Source organism: Mariniluteicoccus endophyticus (assembly GCF_054780035.1).
Genome location: NZ_BAAGXC010000027.1, coordinates 1 through 14,704, shown reverse-complemented (window position 1 = coordinate 14,704; position 14,704 = coordinate 1). Strand labels below are relative to the sequence as shown.

Genomic DNA, 14,704 nt, shown 5'->3' with positions numbered 1-14,704 from the left:
ATGAGCAGGACATCATCCGAAACGGCGGCCACCGCGGAACGTACGGGAATCCCGCGCAGCGGGCTGGCAGCTCGCCGCGTGGTCGCTCTCCGGCATCCGAGCTGGTGGATCGGCGGGGCGATCGTGATCCTGCTGATCTTGGCCTTCCTCCAGCTTCTGCTGACCAACGAGAACATGCGGTGGGACATGGTAATGGCCTACCTTTTCCACCCGGAGATCCTGAGCGGCCTGGGGGTGACGCTCCAGCTGACTGCGCTGGCGATGGTCATCGGCCTGGCCCTGGGCGTGGTGATCGCCATCATGCGGCTCAGTGCCAATCCGTTGTTCAACGGTGTCAGCTGGCTGTGGATCTGGTTCTTCCGCGGAGTTCCGCCGTTGGTTCAGATGGTGTTCTGGTTCAACCTCGCCACCCTCATCCCCCAGCTCAGAGTGGGGGTTCCGTTCGGCGGCCCCACTCTGGGCCAGTGGGACACGAACACGCTGATCTCCTCGTTCACCGCTGCGATACTCGGACTGGCCCTGACCGAGTCGGCGTACGCGGCGGAGATGATCCGCGCAGGCATCATGGCTGTACCCAAGGGGCAGACCGAGGCCGCCCACTCGCTCGGCATGACCGATGGCCAGATCACCCGGAAGGTCGTGCTCCCGCAGGCCCTCAAGATCGTGATCCCGCCCATCGGTAACGACATCATCTCGATGCTGAAGTTCACCTCGCTGGTGAGCGTTCTGGCCACGCCTGACCTGCTCTACAGCGCGCAGATGATCTACTCGCGCAACTATCAGACGATTCCGCTGCTGCTGGTGGCCACGTTGTGGTACCTGGTCCTGACCACGCTGTTCACGCTGATCCAGCAAATGGTCGAGTCCAGCATGAAGACAGGCAAGGCGCTGAACGTAAGACAGTTCCGGATAGTGCCCGAGGTCCGTTCCCCCCGAGCTGCCCGCGCCGAGCTGAAAGGAGAGGGCGATGAGTGAATGGCCGCTGCTGCGGGTCGAGGAACTTCGTAAGTCGTTCGGCACGAACCTCGTCCTGGACGGGGTGTCCCTCGACGTTGAACGGGGTCAGGTGCACTGTGTCATCGGCCCGTCCGGTTCGGGCAAGAGCACGCTCCTGCGATGTATCAACCGGCTGGAGATCCCCGACTCGGGATTCGTCCACCTGGAGGGCGACCCGATCGGTTTCGAGTGGCGCGGGGAAGACCTGCGCGAGATCGGACCGAAGAAGCTTGCGGCGCAGCGTCGCCGCATGGGCATGGTCTTCCAGAACTTCCACCTGTTTCCGCACCTGACCGTGCTGGAGAACATCACGATGGCTCCCCAGATGGTGGCCGGACGCTCGGGCGAGATCGCGCGTAGGCGAGCGATGGAGCTGTTGGAGAGCGTGGGCATGTCGGAGAAGGCGAACGCTCATCCACCCCAGCTCTCCGGCGGACAGCAGCAGCGCGTCGCGATCGCGCGGTCCCTGGCGATGGATCCGGAGCTGATGCTGTTCGATGAGCCCACCTCTGCGCTGGACCCGGAACTGGTCGGTGACGTGCTCGAGGTCATGAAGGACCTGGCCGAGAACGGGATGACGATGGTCGTGGTCACCCACGAGATGGGTTTCGCGTCCGAAGTCGCCGACCGCGTGGTGTTCATGGACGGCGGTCAGATCGTCGAGGGCGGCCCGCCGTCCGAGGTGTTCGGCAGTCCCCGCGAGGAACGGACGCGGAGCTTCCTGCGGAGGGTGGCGTCATGAGGCAGCTGAGCGCCGAGGAGGTCCTCGGGGCGTTGACGGCCGCGCAGGTCATCGAGACCCAGCTGTTCGCGTACCGGAATGCCGACACCGACCGGGCGAAGCTGATCTACGGGGGTGGCAACGCTCCCGACGGGCAGCTGCTGTTCGCCCATGGAGCCCGCATCCAAGGGGTCGGGACAGCGTTCAAGATCGGCATTCAGGAACCGCGCAACCGTGCCCGCGGACTTCCCTCGGTACAAGCGGTCACCGTGCTGCAGGACGCGGACACCGGTGTCCCTCTGGCGGTCCTTGACGGCACGATGGTGACCACGCTTCGCACCGCTGGAGGTGTGGTCGCCGCACTGCAGGTGCTGGGCCATCCGACGCCGGACACCTCGCTGGCCGTGTTGGGTGCGGGGCCGCAGGGACAGGCCGTGGTGCGACTCGCGCGCGAGGCGTGGGGTATCACCGACGTACGCATGTGGAGTCCCAGCGACCCGCGGATAGAAGCGGGACTTGCCACGGTGGCCGAGTCGGCCGAGGCCGCGGTCCGAGGTGCCAGCCTGGTGGCGTGTTGTACCAGCAGCACCGAGCCGGTCATCGAGCTCGGCTGGTTGGATTCGGCACGGGTGGTCGCCACGATGGGCTCCTACGAGACCGGACGCGACGAGGTCGGGACCGAGGTGACCCTCGCGAGCTCGCTGGTGGTGGTCGACCAGCCGGTGGCCTACGACGACTGTGGACCCGTGGTCGCCGGGTGGGAGGCAGGGCTGTCCCGCGACCGGGTCGTCATGATGCAGGACGTGTTGTCCGGAACTCCGCTGCCGGACGGACTACGCTGCTTCCACAGCAAGGGGTTCGGGGTGCAGGATGCCGCACTGGCCGCCGCGGTTCACTGGGGTTGGGACGGGTTCCGCAACCGGATCGCAGATCTGGAGACTTAGGCGAAGGGGACCCTGCCGGTGAAGTTGGGCGCCACAATCACGGATGTCGCCGAGAGAGCCGGTGTCTCGCGGGCGACGGCCTCCCGCGTGCTCGGGGGCTACGGGTACGCCAGCGATTCGGTACGCCAACGAGTGCTCGAGGCTGCGGCGGCACTGGACTACCAGCCGAACCGGGTGGCCCGCAGCATGCGGAGCGGGCGTACGCACATGGTCGGTTTCGTGTGCGGTGACATCTCCGACGGAGTCTTCTCCGCCGCGATGCGTGGAATTTGTGACGTCATGGAGGCCGCCGAGTACCAGGTGCTGCTGGTGAACAGCGACGAGCGGCTCACCGAGGAACAGTCCGGCATACAGGCACTGATGTCCCATGGCGTCGAGGGCATCATCGTGTCCCCGGTCCTGACCGGGCGTCCCGAGCACTTGACGGCGGTGGCGGAGAGCACGCCGCTGGTTGCATTCGACCGCGAGTTGTCCGGCGTGCCCGGAGTGGTAGCGGACAATCGGGAGGCGGCACGGAAGGCTGTGGGGCGGGCGGTCGAGCTGGGGCACGTAGAGATCGGACTCATCGGGTCTATCCAGCCCAAGGAGCCCGTCTCGCTGAACCAGCGCGAGGGCGGGCTCGAGTTCGGCGGCGCCCGACGGCCGTCGACGGCCCGCGCTCAGGGCTATCAGGACGCGCTCAAAGCCGCGGGGCACGATGTGAAGCCCGAGCGAGTGCTCTTTCTGGACTTCGCTGCCCCCGACGAGGTCGACGGGCTGCGGACGCTTCTCGACAACGGCGTCACGGCTTTCTTCACCGCGGATTCCTATCAGACCCTCGCCACCTATCGCGCACTCCAGCAGCTGGGCGTACGCGTGCCCGAGGACGTGTCGCTGTTCGGGTTCTCCGACGCCGACTGGCCCGCGCTGGTCCGGCCCGGCGTCAGTGTCGTACGTCAAGATGCGTACGAGATGGGCCGGCGGAGTGCCGAAGCACTGCTCACTCTCATCGCTGGCGGAGATGTCCCTGACCAGATTGTCGTTCCGACCGTCCATGAGCCGAGGGCGAGCCTGGCGGTTCGTCTCTGACGAGACGGCCAGTCGGTGGTTACCCGACTCGGGGTTCAGCGGCCCGGGTCGCCAGCGCCAGCGTGTCGGCCACCGACGCGGCTTGATCTGTCGCAAGTTGGCTCGTCGAGACGCGGATGTGCGGTGGCCCATCTGGGCCGGTGAACCGGGACCCGGAACTTACGGCGAGCCCATGAGCTGCGCACGTGACCAGCGCGTACTGCTCGTTGTGTACAGGTACCCACAGGTCCAATCCGGCTCCGTCGGCGGGCACACCCCGCTGCGCGAGTTCCGCACGAAGGGCATCGCGTCGCTGGTCGTAGACCTTCCGTGCATGCGCGACGACCTCGTCGCACCCGGGGTCGCGCAGCATCAGGGCGAGAGCCTGCTGCAACGGTCGGCTGGTCCATCCCGAACCGAATCGACGGAAGGCCTGCACACGATCGATGTCACGCCGCGGGCCCTCGACGACCGCCATGCGGAGGTCGGGGCCGTGGGACTTGGAGAACGACAGGACGTGGATCACCTGGTCGGGTAGCGGCTCCGCGAGCGTTGCCGGTGCGGAGCTGGCAAGGAACCCGAGGCCGTCGTCCTCGATGACGAGCACCCGTGTTCCGGACAGAAGGCTCGCCAGCTCGTCGCGTCTCTCGGGAGTCATGATGCGTCCGTCGGGATTCTGGATCCCGGGCTGAAGCACAAGGGCAGAAGGACGGCGTCTCAGTCCGTCCGACAAGGAGGAGGGGACGATTCCCTCCTCGTCGCGGTCCACAGGCACGGGCCTGCCTCCTGCCTGCTCGACGATGTCCAGAAGCCGGGGCGGACTGGGGCGTTCGACGAGCACGGGGTCTCCCGCACGAATGAAGGTGTGGGCCACCAACATGAGTCCCTCATAGCCGCCATTGGTGACCATCATGGCGCGTGGCGTACGTGGCCACCGGTCCTGGACCGCCTCGGCCAGACTCGGCAGGATCGAGGTCCGGTCGTAACCGTTGAGCCCGTCAACGAAATCGCTCCGGTGGAGGTAGTGGATCAGGTCCGGAAGAAGCGCGGGGTCCGGGACCGACAGCCTCAGATCGAGGATGTAATTGTCCCCGTAGTTTCCCTCCGACTCGTACCGCTCGGGGCGAGGGGTGTGGGCTTCCGCAGCGGCCCGCATCCCACCCCGTCCGGCTCCGACAAGCAGTCCTTGGGCTCGCAGTTGCTGCCATGCCGATGAGACGGTTGCGGGACTGACCCGCAGGGTGTCTGCCAAGGCGCGGACCGTTGGAAGTTGGGCTCCCACCGGAATGTCCTCGTGGCGGATCAGCTGTCCCACCTCCGCAGCGATCGCGCTGGCTGAGCGATCCGACAGGCGAGCGGAAAGCCATTCAGGGGCCACGCGTGGGACGTCGTTCATCCCAAATAATGTACAGTAACAAAAGGCTATTGTCTATACATCTCTCCTGTACGTATGGTGGGCATCTCCCGGCGAAGGAATGAGAGTTTCGTGACCACACTGCGCGTCGCTGTCCGCGACTGGGACTACCTCACCCCGCTCCTTCTGGGTGAGGTGGACCTCTCCGGGTTCGAACGTCTGGGGGTCAACCTTGCTGTTGAGCGCGTCTCCCCCCTGGTGCCGTATGGTGCCGAGGACTTCGATGTGGCAGAGCTGTCCATGGCTCAGTACTGGCTGGCGAGGGGGCGCGGCGACGATCGGGTGACGGCTGTCCCTCACCTGATGATGCGAGGGTTCCGACACAGGTGCGTGGTAGTCAATCGTGAGTCGAACTACACCATGGCCGCCGACCTCAAGGGGCTCTCCATCGGCTTGACCGGCTGGCCGGACTCGGGAAACACGTGGACGCGGGCGGCACTCGTTGACGACGGCCTCCCGATCGACTCGGTGCGCTGGGTCCCCGGCCGCCTCACCGAGGACCATCCGGTTCAGGACCGGCTTCAGGGCTACGGCGTACCCGGACACATCGAGGCCGACCCGCAGGAACGCCCCCTCGTCGAGATGTTGGGCAGCGGCGAGCTCGCCGCCGTGCTTACCCCCTTCATGCCGCCCGGCTACTTCGATGGCGGCTCGCCGTGGCGGCCCTTGTACCCGGACCTCGTCCAGGCGGAGGGGGAGTGGTTCTTCCGGCGGGGTCACGTTCCCGGCATGCATGTCCTGGGCTGGCGTACCGAACGTCTGCGACCGGACCTCGCCCACCTCGTGTCCAAGGCTCTTGACGATTCGTGGGTCATCTGGGACGGCAAGCGAAAGCGCTACGCCGATACCACCCCGTGGTTGTTCCCAGCGCTGCGGCAGGGTGCGGTCCTGGGTGACTGGAACGCGCAGGGGCTTGAGGCGAATCGCGCCATGTTCACCGACTTCGGACACCAACTCGTCGACCAGGGAATCGCGTCTTCCGTCCCCGAACTCGACGATCTCTTTCCCATCGACATCCAGGAGAACTCATGACCTCGACCGACACCATGACCGTCGCCATCGCGCAGGTTCAGGTGCTGCGCGCGTGGCAGGACAACCTCGCGCAGGTGGATCAGTACGCAGCCGACGCCGCTGCGGGTGGGGCGAGGCTTCTCCTCGCGCCGGAAGGGATCATCGCCCGCGATCCGAGCGACCCGAACTTCACGAACGCGACGGCCCAGCCGCTCGACGGACCGTTCGTCGAGGGCCTTCGTGAGATCTCGCAGACCCGCGGGATCGCCATCGGATGCACCGTCCATGTTCCCAGGGGCGACGGCCACGCCTCGAACGTCTTCCTCGTCGTGGACAAGGGCCAGATCGTTGCCGAGTACGCGAAGATCCACCTCTACGACGCCTTCGCGTCCAAGGAGTCGGACAACGTCACCCCCGGTGATGACGTTCCCGACCTCGTGGACATCGACGGCTTCCGGTTCGGTCTGCTGACCTGTTATGACGTGCGCTTCCCCGAGCTGGCCCGGATCCATGCCGTGCGCGGGGCCGACGCCCTGCTGATCTCTGCTGCGTGGGTACGCGGCTCTCTCAAGGAGATGCACTGGCAGGTCATGGTGACGGCGAGGGCGCTGGAGAACACCTGCTACGCCGTCGCATCGGGCGAGATCAGCTCCCGCAACATCGGCTGCTCCATGGTCGTAGATCCGCTGGGGGTCACCGTGGCCGCCGCTGCAGAACAGCCCGCGTTGGTCTTCTCCACGCTTGAGCGCCGCCGCCTCATCGAGGCACGGGCGGCACTGCCCGTCCTTGCCAACCGCCGTTTCGCCGATCCCGTCCTCTCACCTCGCTGAATGAAGGAGTTCAAGATGAACGCCCGCCGCAAGCTCCCAGCCTGTTTCCTCTCCCTCGGCCTCCTGCTCACGTCGGCCTGCGCCAGCCAAGACCCCGACCAGGTCAACAAGGCCGATGCGCCCAAGCAGAACACGGGTGCCGAGATCGCGACGCAGAAGCGCGACGACGCACTGCGCGCCAAGCTCCCGGAAGACATCCAGAAGGCGGGCAAGCTCACCGCCGTGAACTCCGGGTCCTTCCCTCCGTACGAGATCATCCAGACCGACGGGTCTCACTCCGGCGCCAGCGCCGACCTCCTCAAGGCGCTGGGCGAGATGTGGGGGATCACCATCGAGAGCCAGACCGTCGACGGTCTCTCGAGCATCCTCACCGGCCTGTCCGCCGACCGCTACCAGCTGGCCTTTGGGCCCGTCGGCGACTTCAAGGATCGCCAGAAATCCAACGACTTCGTCGACTACGTGCAGGAGTTCGTCGTCTTCGCCGTCCCAGCGGGCAACCCCAAGAAGATCACCGACATCGAGGCGACCTGCGGCCTGAAGATCGCCGTGCAGGCGGGCGGCTCGGCGGAGAAGGTCATCAAGGGGCAGTCGGACAAGTGCGTTCAGGTCGGCAAGCCTGCTGTCGAGGTCATGTCGTTCAAGGATCAGCCGCAGTCGATCCTGTCGGTGCAGTCGGGCCGTTCGGACGCCTTCTTCTCCTCGCAGGCCCCACTGACGTACTTCGTCAAGGAGTCAAACGGAAAGCTGGAGCTGGCGGGGCAGGGCAAGTCCAACGGCTTCGACACCCTTTATCAGGGTGCGGTGGTCAAGAAGGGTTCCCCCATGGCCGGTGTGCTGCAGGAGAGCCTGCAGAAGCTCTACGACGACGGCACTTACGACGCCATCATGAAGAAGTGGGGCATCGAGGGCAACAAGATTCCCAAGCCCGGCCTCAACCTCGCGAAGAGCTGACATGACAGCCACCGACGTCGATGACAACGTGACTTCGGGAGCCGATGTCGCGCACGCGCACACGCCGATCCGATGGGGCCAGTGGGTCGCGCGGGGCGTGGTGCTCGTCGTGGTGCTGCTCCTCGCAAAACTGCTCATCACCAACCCGCGTTTCGAGTGGGACGTGGTGTTCGCGTGGTTCCGTGCTCCCTCCATCGCCAAGGCACTGTGGACGACCCTCTGGTTGTCCGCCGTGGCGATGGTCCTCGGCCTGATCCTGGGCGTCATCCTCGCCATCGCGAAGATGTCGCAGAATCGGCTCCTCAACGCGGTTGCGAGCGTCTATATCTGGTTCTTCCGGGGTACGCCGCTCCTGGTGCAGCTCATCTTCTGGTTCAACCTGGCCGCACTCATCCCGCGCTTCAACATCGGGATGCCCTTCTCGGACCCTACTTGGAGCCTGGAGACGAACAAGCTCATCACCCCGGTGACCGCCGCCATCCTTGGCCTCGGTCTGAACGAGGCCGCGTACATGGCCGAGATCATTCGCGGCGGTCTGCTGTCGGTCGACCAAGGCCAGCGTGACGCCGCCAAGGCGTTCGGCATGGACGAGGGAAGGGCGATGCGCCGGATCATCCTGCCGCAGGCGATGCGCTCGATCATCCCGCCGACGGGCAACCAGCTCATCTCCATGGTGAAAGCCACCGCGATGGTGTCGGTGATCGCCATGGCCGATCTGCTCTACACGGTGCAGTCGGTCTATAACCGGACGTTCCAGACCATTCCCCTGCTCATCGTCGCGGTCCTCTGGTATCTCCTCATCACCTCGATCCTCAACATCATCCAGTCCTTCATCGAGGACTACTACTCGCGCGGCTCGGGCGGACCCACGTCCCTGACCGCGTCCGTCCAGGCCTGGTGGCGGCGGCGTGTGATCTCGCGTACGCCCGTTCCTCCGGACCCCGACCTCGTTGGAGAAAAGTCATGACTACGCCACTGGTCACCGCTAGGGGTGTGCACAAGAGCTTTGGGTCGCTGGAGGTCCTCAAGGGCATCGACCTCGACGTCCACAAGGGCGAGGTCATCGTGATCCTGGGGCCTTCGGGTTCGGGCAAGTCCACGTTCCTGCGCTGTGTGAACGGCTTGGAGCGCATGGATTCTGGTTCCATCGTGGTGAACGGCACGCAAATCGGTTACGTCATGAAGAACGGGCGTCTGACTGTCGCGTCGGACCGGGTGGCGGCCAAGCAGCGGCAGCAGATCGGTATGGTCTTCCAGCAGTTCAACCTGTTCCCGCACATGACGGTCCTGGAGAACCTGATCGAGGCTCCCGTCGGTCTCCACGGGGTCTCTCGAAGCGAGGCGATCGCGTACGCGCGCGAGCTGTTGCAGATGGTGGGCCTCGCCGACCGGGAGAGCACTCATCCGAAGCAGCTCTCGGGAGGTCAGCAGCAGCGGGTGGCGATTGCACGCGCCCTTGCCATTCGTCCCAGTCTGCTGCTGTTCGACGAGCCCACGTCCGCGCTCGACCCCGAGCTGGTGGGTGAGGTGCTGACGGCGATGCGTGATCTGGCCAACCAGGGCTTCACGATGATGGTGGTGACCCACGAGATCAGCTTCGCCCGGGAAGCAGCGGATCGGGTCGTTTTCATGGACGGGGGCGTCGTGGTCGAAACCGGGCCGCCCAGCCAAGTGTTGGAGAATCCCCAGCACGAGCGCACGCGTACTTTCCTGAACCGCTTCCTCTAAGGGCTGCGAGTCAGGTGGCGGGCGGAACTCACCGGTCGTCATCTCCGCGTTGGCGGGCAATCTGCATCGCCACCTCCGTGCCGCAGGATCGGGCGTACGCGACATCTGCGCGCGGCGCGCGGTGCACCCGCTAGAGGCCGAGGTCCTCTGCGACGTCCTGGACGAGTCGTGGCAGCTCGTCGCAGATCGTGAAGTGGTTGTGCCCGGGCAGCGCCCGGGGCTGACGGGCGACCCCGGGCCACGCATCGGCGAGCCGTTGGCTCTGTGCGTGGAAAGCCCCGGTCTCCAGCTCACCCACGCTCAGTTCGAACGGCGCCTCGACCTGGGGGCGCAGGCGGGCGGGGCTGAGCGCGGCCACCTCGTCGCCGGTGAGGCGTATGTCGTTCTGGACGCTCGTGGCCAGCAGTGGCTCGAGCTCATAGAGTCCGGACATGCCGATGCCGGCGACGATCCGCGGGTCGACGTCGAGGGCACGCCAGTCGGTCGCGTGGACCATGGCGGCGAGGTGGGCGCCGGCCGAGTGACCGGTCACGACCAGTGGGCCGTCGGTGGAGCGGGCGATGGCAGCAACGGAGCGGCGGGCCTGGTCGACGATGTGGGTCAGCGACACCGACGGCGCCAGGTCGTAGTCGACGACCGCGACGCGCCACTTGTCTTTGGTGAGCTCGGGGGCGATGTAGGAGAAGTCGCGGCGGCCCAGCTCCGACCAGTAGCCGCCGTGGAAGAAGACCACCGTCCCGCGCGGGGCGCGCGGTTCGAACAGGTCGACCAGCTCGTTCGCGCCGTCGCCGTAGTCGAGGGTCGTGGGGGCGACGCGGGAGCGGGCGTGGTCGCTGTTGCGGACCCACTGCTCCACGTAGGAGTCGGCGCCGGTCACCGTCCGCGAGGGGAGGTACTCGTCGTCACCGGTCCACAGGGGGTTCGCCTCGCTCATGGGGCGAGTCTCCCACGGCGTACGCCGGGTCTCAGCGTTCCGCGCGATAGCGGACGAACACCGGTGCGAGGGCCACGGCGACGAGCGTGAGGACGACGACGAGCGCGCCGCCGCCCGCGCTGGTCCACACCGGCCCCACGGCGTCGGACGCCGCGCCGTGGACCACGTCGGCGACACGGGGGCCGCCCGCGACGACGACGATGAACACGCCCTGAAGGCGGCCGCGTACGGAGTCGTTGGCGGCGGTCTGGAGCATGGTCGTGCGGAAAGCGGCCGAGGCCGTGTCTGCCGCACCGCCCACGGCGAGGAAGAACACGGCGACCGCGAGCCAGGGCCACGTACGACCGCCCGCCGGCCACAGGGCGAGACCGAAGCCGACAATCGCCAGACCCCACACGAGTATCGAGACGGTCACGGCGAGTCCGTGGCGCTCGACGCGGCTGACCCAGCCCGACAGGATGCCGCCGGCGACCGCGCCGGTCGGGATGGCGGCGAATAGCATGGCGAACGCCAGGCCGCCGCCGGCCGGACCGCCGAACACGGCGTGCGCGATCTCGGGGAACAGCGCGCGCGGCATGCCGAAGATCATGGCGATGAGCCCGATCGTGGTCACCATGAGCAGCCTGCGCCGGTCGAACACGTCGGCGAGCGCGCCGCCCCACAGCCCGAAGATCACCAGCGGGACGAGCCCGAACAGGCCGGTGAGGCCCACGTAGCCCGACGACTTCGTGACCTCGTAGATCTGCGCCGGCACCGCGACGACCGTGAGCTGGGCGCCGATGACGGTGATGATGTTGGCGTACCACAGGCGGGAGAAGTGCGGGTTTCTCAGCGGCGTGGTGTCCGCCAGCATCGCTCGGACTCTGGACACCCGGCGACCCTACCCCTCTTCCTTTCGGGTCTCGACGGGGTACGCCGAGACCTGGCCCTCGAGGGGCGCGGCACCACCCACGACCGAGCTGAGCGGGCTGCTCCTGGACCATCTCGCGGGGTGAACACCCATCACAGCCCGTCTCGGGCGTCCTAGCCTCGGCCCATGGACACGCTCCCCGGGAACCTCGACTGGAAGCCCCTGGCCGACGCGCTCGACCTCGTCGCCGCGCCCGTCGCCGGGGCCGCGGACGGGCTCGACGCGTACGTGTGCGCCATCGACGCCACGCTCGCCGACACCGCCACGTTCTGCGAGGCGTACGCGGTGGATGCCGCCGAGTCGGCCAACTGTGTGGTCGTGGAGGGACGCCGCGGCGACACGACCCGGCTCGCGGCGGTGATGGTCCTGGCGACCGATCGCGCGGACGTCAACAAGGTCGTGAAGAAGCACCTCGGCGTCCGCAAGGTCTCGTTCGCCCCGATGGACCCCGCCGTGGGCCTCACGGGCATGGAGCACGGCGGCATCACGCCCGTCGGGCTGCCCACCGACTGGCCGGTGCTGGTCGACGAGCGCGTCGCCGCCGCTGGCTGGGTGGTCATCGGCGGCGGCGTGCGAGGGGCGAAGATCGCCATCCGTGGTGGCGACCTAGCGGCCCTCCCTGGTGCGGAGGTCCTGGCGCTGGCCCAGTGACCGAATCCCGATTCGTGCGCGAAAGTCTCACGAATCGGTGCCAGGTCGCGCTCCCATGGACCGATTCGTGCCCGTGGGGAGGACCGCTGACATCTGTCACGGACGGGTAGTCCCTACCGCACGTATGGTGGCTTCATGCGCACCCGTCTGCTGAGGATCCTGGCCCTGATCGCGATGCTCGTCCCGCTGTCGATGGGGGTGGCCGCGCCCGCCCACGCGGACGACGACGACAACGATGTGAAGTCGTCGTGGCGCATCCCGGAATACACGGTCGTGGCAGACACGAACGCCGACGGCACGACGCGAGTCAAGCTCGACCTGGCGTTCGACTTCGCGAAGGATCCGGGCCATGGCCCGTTCGTGACGTTGCCGGAGCGCATGCGTGTGCCGAACAACCCCGACCAGTGGCGTGAGCTGCCGGTGAAGCTCGAGTCGGTGACGAGCTCGACGGGTGCGAACACCGCGACGATGGTCAAGCACGAGAACGGCCACACGGTCGTCCGCGTCGGCACGAAGGGCAAGAAGTTCACCGGCGTGCAGCGCTACACGATCACCTACACCGTGCGCGGGATCGTCCAGCCGGGCGTCGACGGCGCCGACCAGCTGAACTGGAACGCGCTCGGCCCGGCCTGGGAGGTTCCGGTCCAGAAGGCGACGGCGACGGTCACCGGCCCGGCCGCGCCGCAGCGTACGGCCTGCTTCACCGGCAAGGACTTCCGTACGCCGTGCCAGGCGCGCGTCGAGGACGGGAAGGCGACGTTCACCGTCGACAACCCCGGCAAGAAGGTGGGGATGCAGGTCGTCGCCGCCTATCCGGTGGGCTCGTTCACGCCGGCGGCCGCGCCGACGTTCACCAAGCGCTACCACCTGGGAAACATGTTCCCGCTGACGCCGGCGACCGGTGGGGCGACGGCGCTGTTCTCGGCGATCGCCCTGGCGCTGGTCGCGCGCCGGGTGCGCACGAAGGGCCGCGACGAGGTGTACGCCGGCCTCACCCCGGGCCTGTCGCCGACCGCCGGTGCGGAGACGGCGACGAAGGCTGCGGGGCGGCGTACGCCGGTGGCGGTGGCGTTCCAGCCACCGAAGGGAGCGCGCCCCGGTGAGATCGGCACGCTCATCGACGGCAGCGCCGACGACAAGGACGTGACGGCGACGATCATCGACCTGGCCGTGCGCGGCCACCTGAAGATCGAGTCGCACGACAAAGACGACTGGACGATGAGCCGCCGCGCCAACGGTGAGCCGCTGCTGCCGTACGAGAAGCTGGTCGTCGACACCCTTTTCCAGCACGGTGACCAGGTGACGTCGGCCGACCTGCGTGACCCGGCGTACGCGCCGCTGATGAAGGACACGCCCGACCAGATGTACGAGCATGTGACGAACGCCCGCGGCTGGTTCGCGAAGAACCCGAAGATGGCGCGTGCCGGCGCGGTGTTCCTCGGCATGGTGCTGATCGCCGGCGGTGTCGCGCTCGGCTTCGGCCTGGCGCTGTTTGGCTGGGGTCTGCTCGGCATCGCGCCCGTGCTGGCCGGTGTCGGCGTTCTGGCGACGGCGGCGAAGATGGCCACGCGTACGGCGGAGGGCTCGGCGGTGCAGGCGCAGGCGCTGGGCTTCCGGCAGTACCTGACGACGGCCGAGGCCGACCAGATCCGTTTCGAGGAGGGTGTGGACATCTTCAGCCGCTACCTGCCCTACGCGATCATGTTCGGCGTCGCCGAGCGTTGGGTGAAGGTGTTCCAGGAGCTCGAGGCCAAGGGTATGTATCACCCGGACACCGACTGGTATGTCTCGCCGATGGGCTACTACGGCTTCGCGTCGATGGCCGGGTCGATGGATGCGCTGACGTCGTCCATGACCGATTCGTTGAACTCGTCGGTGCAGGCGTTGAACGAGTCACAGGCCGGTTCCGGCTCCGGGTTCTCCGGTGGCGGTGGCTTCGGCGGTGGCGGTGGCGGCGGCTGGTGATCCCGGCGGTATGCCGACTAGTTTGCGCGAGCTCGGTTAAAGACGGCCGCTGGCATGGCCCTATCTAGCGCGTAGGTAATGGCAATAGGCCTTTCCCCTTCGTGACTGACGTAATCGGCCTGGCCAAGAAGTAGGTATGGGGCGCCCTTCCCGAAAGAGTTCACCTTGCGCTCGCGGGTAAAAAGCAAGACTTGCGAACCGTTTTCCCGCTGCGTGATGTAGCGGCGCCCCGTGAGGGAGGAGAGGGACGTGCCAGATTGGCTCTCCCAGTGGAAGAGCGTGGGCGACAGAGGATAGTCCCGGTACATGGTGGTCGGCGTGAACTCGGACTCCGACTTGTTCAACGTGGACATATGAGCGTCAACGTTGTGCTCGCGGACGAACATGACGCCCTGCCTCATGCTGGCCGGAGTGCGATTCCAGGTGAAGTACCCCAGTGCCGCCCCAATCTCTTCGAGAGTGTAGCGAGCGTGGGAGTGCAGGGGAGTGTTGAGCCCTAGTGGGCCGCTGAGACGACGCGGATGGAACTGGCTATTCTGGCTCATCCCAATCGAGGGTGGGTCGCGGGGGTGGCGCGTCGGTCTCGGGGTAGGCGTCGAGGT

Annotated in this window: 15 protein-coding genes; 11 read left to right on the top strand and 4 right to left on the bottom strand. The window is 66.8% G+C overall.

Annotation, left to right across the window (positions count from 1 at the left end; translation table 11 throughout):
- From ACYVGD_RS13385 to ACYVGD_RS13370, 4 genes are read left to right on the top strand one after another with little or no spacing between them, the layout of a single operon-like run.
- Positions 1–975 carry an amino acid ABC transporter permease gene (locus ACYVGD_RS13385; RefSeq protein WP_460744278.1) on the top strand — a complete coding sequence of 325 codons (975 nt, stop codon included), beginning with the start codon at positions 1–3 and terminating at the stop codon, positions 973–975.
- Positions 968–1,738: an amino acid ABC transporter ATP-binding protein gene (locus tag ACYVGD_RS13380; protein WP_460744277.1), complete on the top strand. Its 771-nt coding sequence runs from the start codon at positions 968–970 to the stop codon at positions 1,736–1,738. The genes ACYVGD_RS13385 and ACYVGD_RS13380 overlap by 8 nt, the downstream gene beginning before the upstream one ends.
- Positions 1,735–2,661, top strand: a complete 927-nt coding sequence (locus tag ACYVGD_RS13375; protein ID WP_460744276.1) for a hypothetical protein — start codon at positions 1,735–1,737, stop codon at positions 2,659–2,661. The genes ACYVGD_RS13380 and ACYVGD_RS13375 overlap by 4 nt, the downstream gene beginning before the upstream one ends.
- An 18-nt stretch (positions 2,662–2,679) precedes the next feature.
- On the top strand, positions 2,680–3,729 hold the full coding sequence (locus ACYVGD_RS13370; RefSeq protein WP_460744275.1) for a LacI family DNA-binding transcriptional regulator: 1,050 nt from the start codon (positions 2,680–2,682) through the stop codon (positions 3,727–3,729).
- Between the two features lie 19 nt (positions 3,730–3,748).
- Here ACYVGD_RS13370 and ACYVGD_RS13365 read toward each other — a convergent pair whose 3' ends face one another.
- A complete protein-coding gene (locus ACYVGD_RS13365; RefSeq protein ID WP_460744274.1) occupies positions 3,749–5,104 on the bottom strand; it encodes an aminotransferase-like domain-containing protein in 1,356 nt (451 codons plus the stop codon).
- Between the two features lie 54 nt (positions 5,105–5,158).
- Here ACYVGD_RS13365 and ACYVGD_RS13360 point away from each other — a divergent pair, with 54 nt between their 5' ends.
- From ACYVGD_RS13360 to ACYVGD_RS13340, 5 genes are read left to right on the top strand one after another with little or no spacing between them, the layout of a single operon-like run.
- Positions 5,159–6,154, top strand: coding sequence for a substrate-binding domain-containing protein (locus ACYVGD_RS13360; protein WP_460744273.1), 996 nt, complete (start codon positions 5,159–5,161; stop codon positions 6,152–6,154).
- On the top strand, positions 6,151–6,963 hold the full coding sequence (locus ACYVGD_RS13355; RefSeq protein WP_460744272.1) for a deaminated glutathione amidase: 813 nt from the start codon (positions 6,151–6,153) through the stop codon (positions 6,961–6,963). Before ACYVGD_RS13360 ends, ACYVGD_RS13355 begins: the two co-directional genes overlap by 4 nt.
- Positions 6,964–7,914, top strand: coding sequence for an ABC transporter substrate-binding protein (locus tag ACYVGD_RS13350; protein WP_460744271.1), 951 nt, complete (start codon positions 6,964–6,966; stop codon positions 7,912–7,914).
- A gap of 1 nt (position 7,915) precedes the next feature.
- Positions 7,916–8,881, top strand: a complete 966-nt coding sequence (locus tag ACYVGD_RS13345) for an amino acid ABC transporter permease (protein WP_460744270.1) — start codon at positions 7,916–7,918, stop codon at positions 8,879–8,881.
- The gene (locus tag ACYVGD_RS13340) at positions 8,878–9,642 is read left to right on the top strand and encodes an amino acid ABC transporter ATP-binding protein (RefSeq protein WP_460744269.1); all 765 of its coding nucleotides are present in this window, start codon (positions 8,878–8,880) and stop codon (positions 9,640–9,642) included. Before ACYVGD_RS13345 ends, ACYVGD_RS13340 begins: the two co-directional genes overlap by 4 nt.
- A 130-nt stretch (positions 9,643–9,772) precedes the next feature.
- Here ACYVGD_RS13340 and ACYVGD_RS13335 read toward each other — a convergent pair whose 3' ends face one another.
- Together ACYVGD_RS13335 and ACYVGD_RS13330 are read right to left on the bottom strand one after the other, a co-directional pair.
- Positions 9,773–10,576 carry an alpha/beta hydrolase gene (locus ACYVGD_RS13335; RefSeq protein WP_460744268.1) on the bottom strand — a complete coding sequence of 268 codons (804 nt, stop codon included), beginning with the start codon at positions 10,574–10,576 and terminating at the stop codon, positions 9,773–9,775.
- A gap of 31 nt (positions 10,577–10,607) precedes the next feature.
- Positions 10,608–11,447 carry an MFS transporter gene (locus ACYVGD_RS13330; RefSeq protein WP_460744267.1) on the bottom strand — a complete coding sequence of 280 codons (840 nt, stop codon included), beginning with the start codon at positions 11,445–11,447 and terminating at the stop codon, positions 10,608–10,610.
- A 165-nt stretch (positions 11,448–11,612) separates the two neighbouring features.
- Here ACYVGD_RS13330 and ACYVGD_RS13325 point away from each other — a divergent pair, with 165 nt between their 5' ends.
- Positions 11,613–12,137 carry a YbaK/EbsC family protein gene (locus tag ACYVGD_RS13325; RefSeq protein WP_460744266.1) on the top strand — a complete coding sequence of 175 codons (525 nt, stop codon included), beginning with the start codon at positions 11,613–11,615 and terminating at the stop codon, positions 12,135–12,137.
- 135 nt (positions 12,138–12,272) lie between these two features.
- Positions 12,273–14,102 carry a DUF2207 domain-containing protein gene (locus ACYVGD_RS13320; RefSeq protein ID WP_460744265.1) on the top strand — a complete coding sequence of 610 codons (1,830 nt, stop codon included), beginning with the start codon at positions 12,273–12,275 and terminating at the stop codon, positions 14,100–14,102.
- A gap of 17 nt (positions 14,103–14,119) precedes the next feature.
- Here the strand turns inward: ACYVGD_RS13320 and ACYVGD_RS13315 are convergent, their stop codons facing one another.
- Positions 14,120–14,647 (bottom strand): DUF3427 domain-containing protein, encoded by a 528-nt coding sequence (locus ACYVGD_RS13315; protein WP_460744264.1) that lies wholly within the window; start codon positions 14,645–14,647, stop codon positions 14,120–14,122.
- Between the last annotated feature and the right edge of the window lie 57 nt (positions 14,648–14,704).

What these genes read in the sequence shown, in the direction of transcription:
- ACYVGD_RS13385 (WP_460744278.1), top strand. Translation starts at nt 1, where the DNA reads ATGAGCAGGACATCATCCGAAACGGCGGCCACCGCGGAACGTACGGGA.
- ACYVGD_RS13380 (WP_460744277.1), top strand. Translation starts at nt 968, where the DNA reads ATGAGTGAATGGCCGCTGCTGCGGGTCGAGGAACTTCGTAAGTCGTTC.
- ACYVGD_RS13375 (WP_460744276.1), top strand. Translation starts at nt 1,735, where the DNA reads ATGAGGCAGCTGAGCGCCGAGGAGGTCCTCGGGGCGTTGACGGCCGCG.
- ACYVGD_RS13365 (WP_460744274.1), bottom strand. Translation starts at nt 5,104, where the DNA reads ATGAACGACGTCCCACGCGTGGCCCCTGAATGGCTTTCCGCTCGCCTG.
- ACYVGD_RS13360 (WP_460744273.1), top strand. Translation starts at nt 5,159, where the DNA reads ATGGTGGGCATCTCCCGGCGAAGGAATGAGAGTTTCGTGACCACACTG.
- ACYVGD_RS13355 (WP_460744272.1), top strand. Translation starts at nt 6,151, where the DNA reads ATGACCTCGACCGACACCATGACCGTCGCCATCGCGCAGGTTCAGGTG.
- ACYVGD_RS13350 (WP_460744271.1), top strand. Translation starts at nt 6,964, where the DNA reads ATGAAGGAGTTCAAGATGAACGCCCGCCGCAAGCTCCCAGCCTGTTTC.
- ACYVGD_RS13345 (WP_460744270.1), top strand. Translation starts at nt 7,916, where the DNA reads ATGACAGCCACCGACGTCGATGACAACGTGACTTCGGGAGCCGATGTC.
- ACYVGD_RS13340 (WP_460744269.1), top strand. Translation starts at nt 8,878, where the DNA reads ATGACTACGCCACTGGTCACCGCTAGGGGTGTGCACAAGAGCTTTGGG.
- ACYVGD_RS13335 (WP_460744268.1), bottom strand. Translation starts at nt 10,576, where the DNA reads ATGAGCGAGGCGAACCCCCTGTGGACCGGTGACGACGAGTACCTCCCC.
- ACYVGD_RS13325 (WP_460744266.1), top strand. Translation starts at nt 11,613, where the DNA reads ATGGACACGCTCCCCGGGAACCTCGACTGGAAGCCCCTGGCCGACGCG.
- ACYVGD_RS13320 (WP_460744265.1), top strand. Translation starts at nt 12,273, where the DNA reads ATGCGCACCCGTCTGCTGAGGATCCTGGCCCTGATCGCGATGCTCGTC.
- ACYVGD_RS13315 (WP_460744264.1), bottom strand. Translation starts at nt 14,647, where the DNA reads ATGAGCCAGAATAGCCAGTTCCATCCGCGTCGTCTCAGCGGCCCACTA.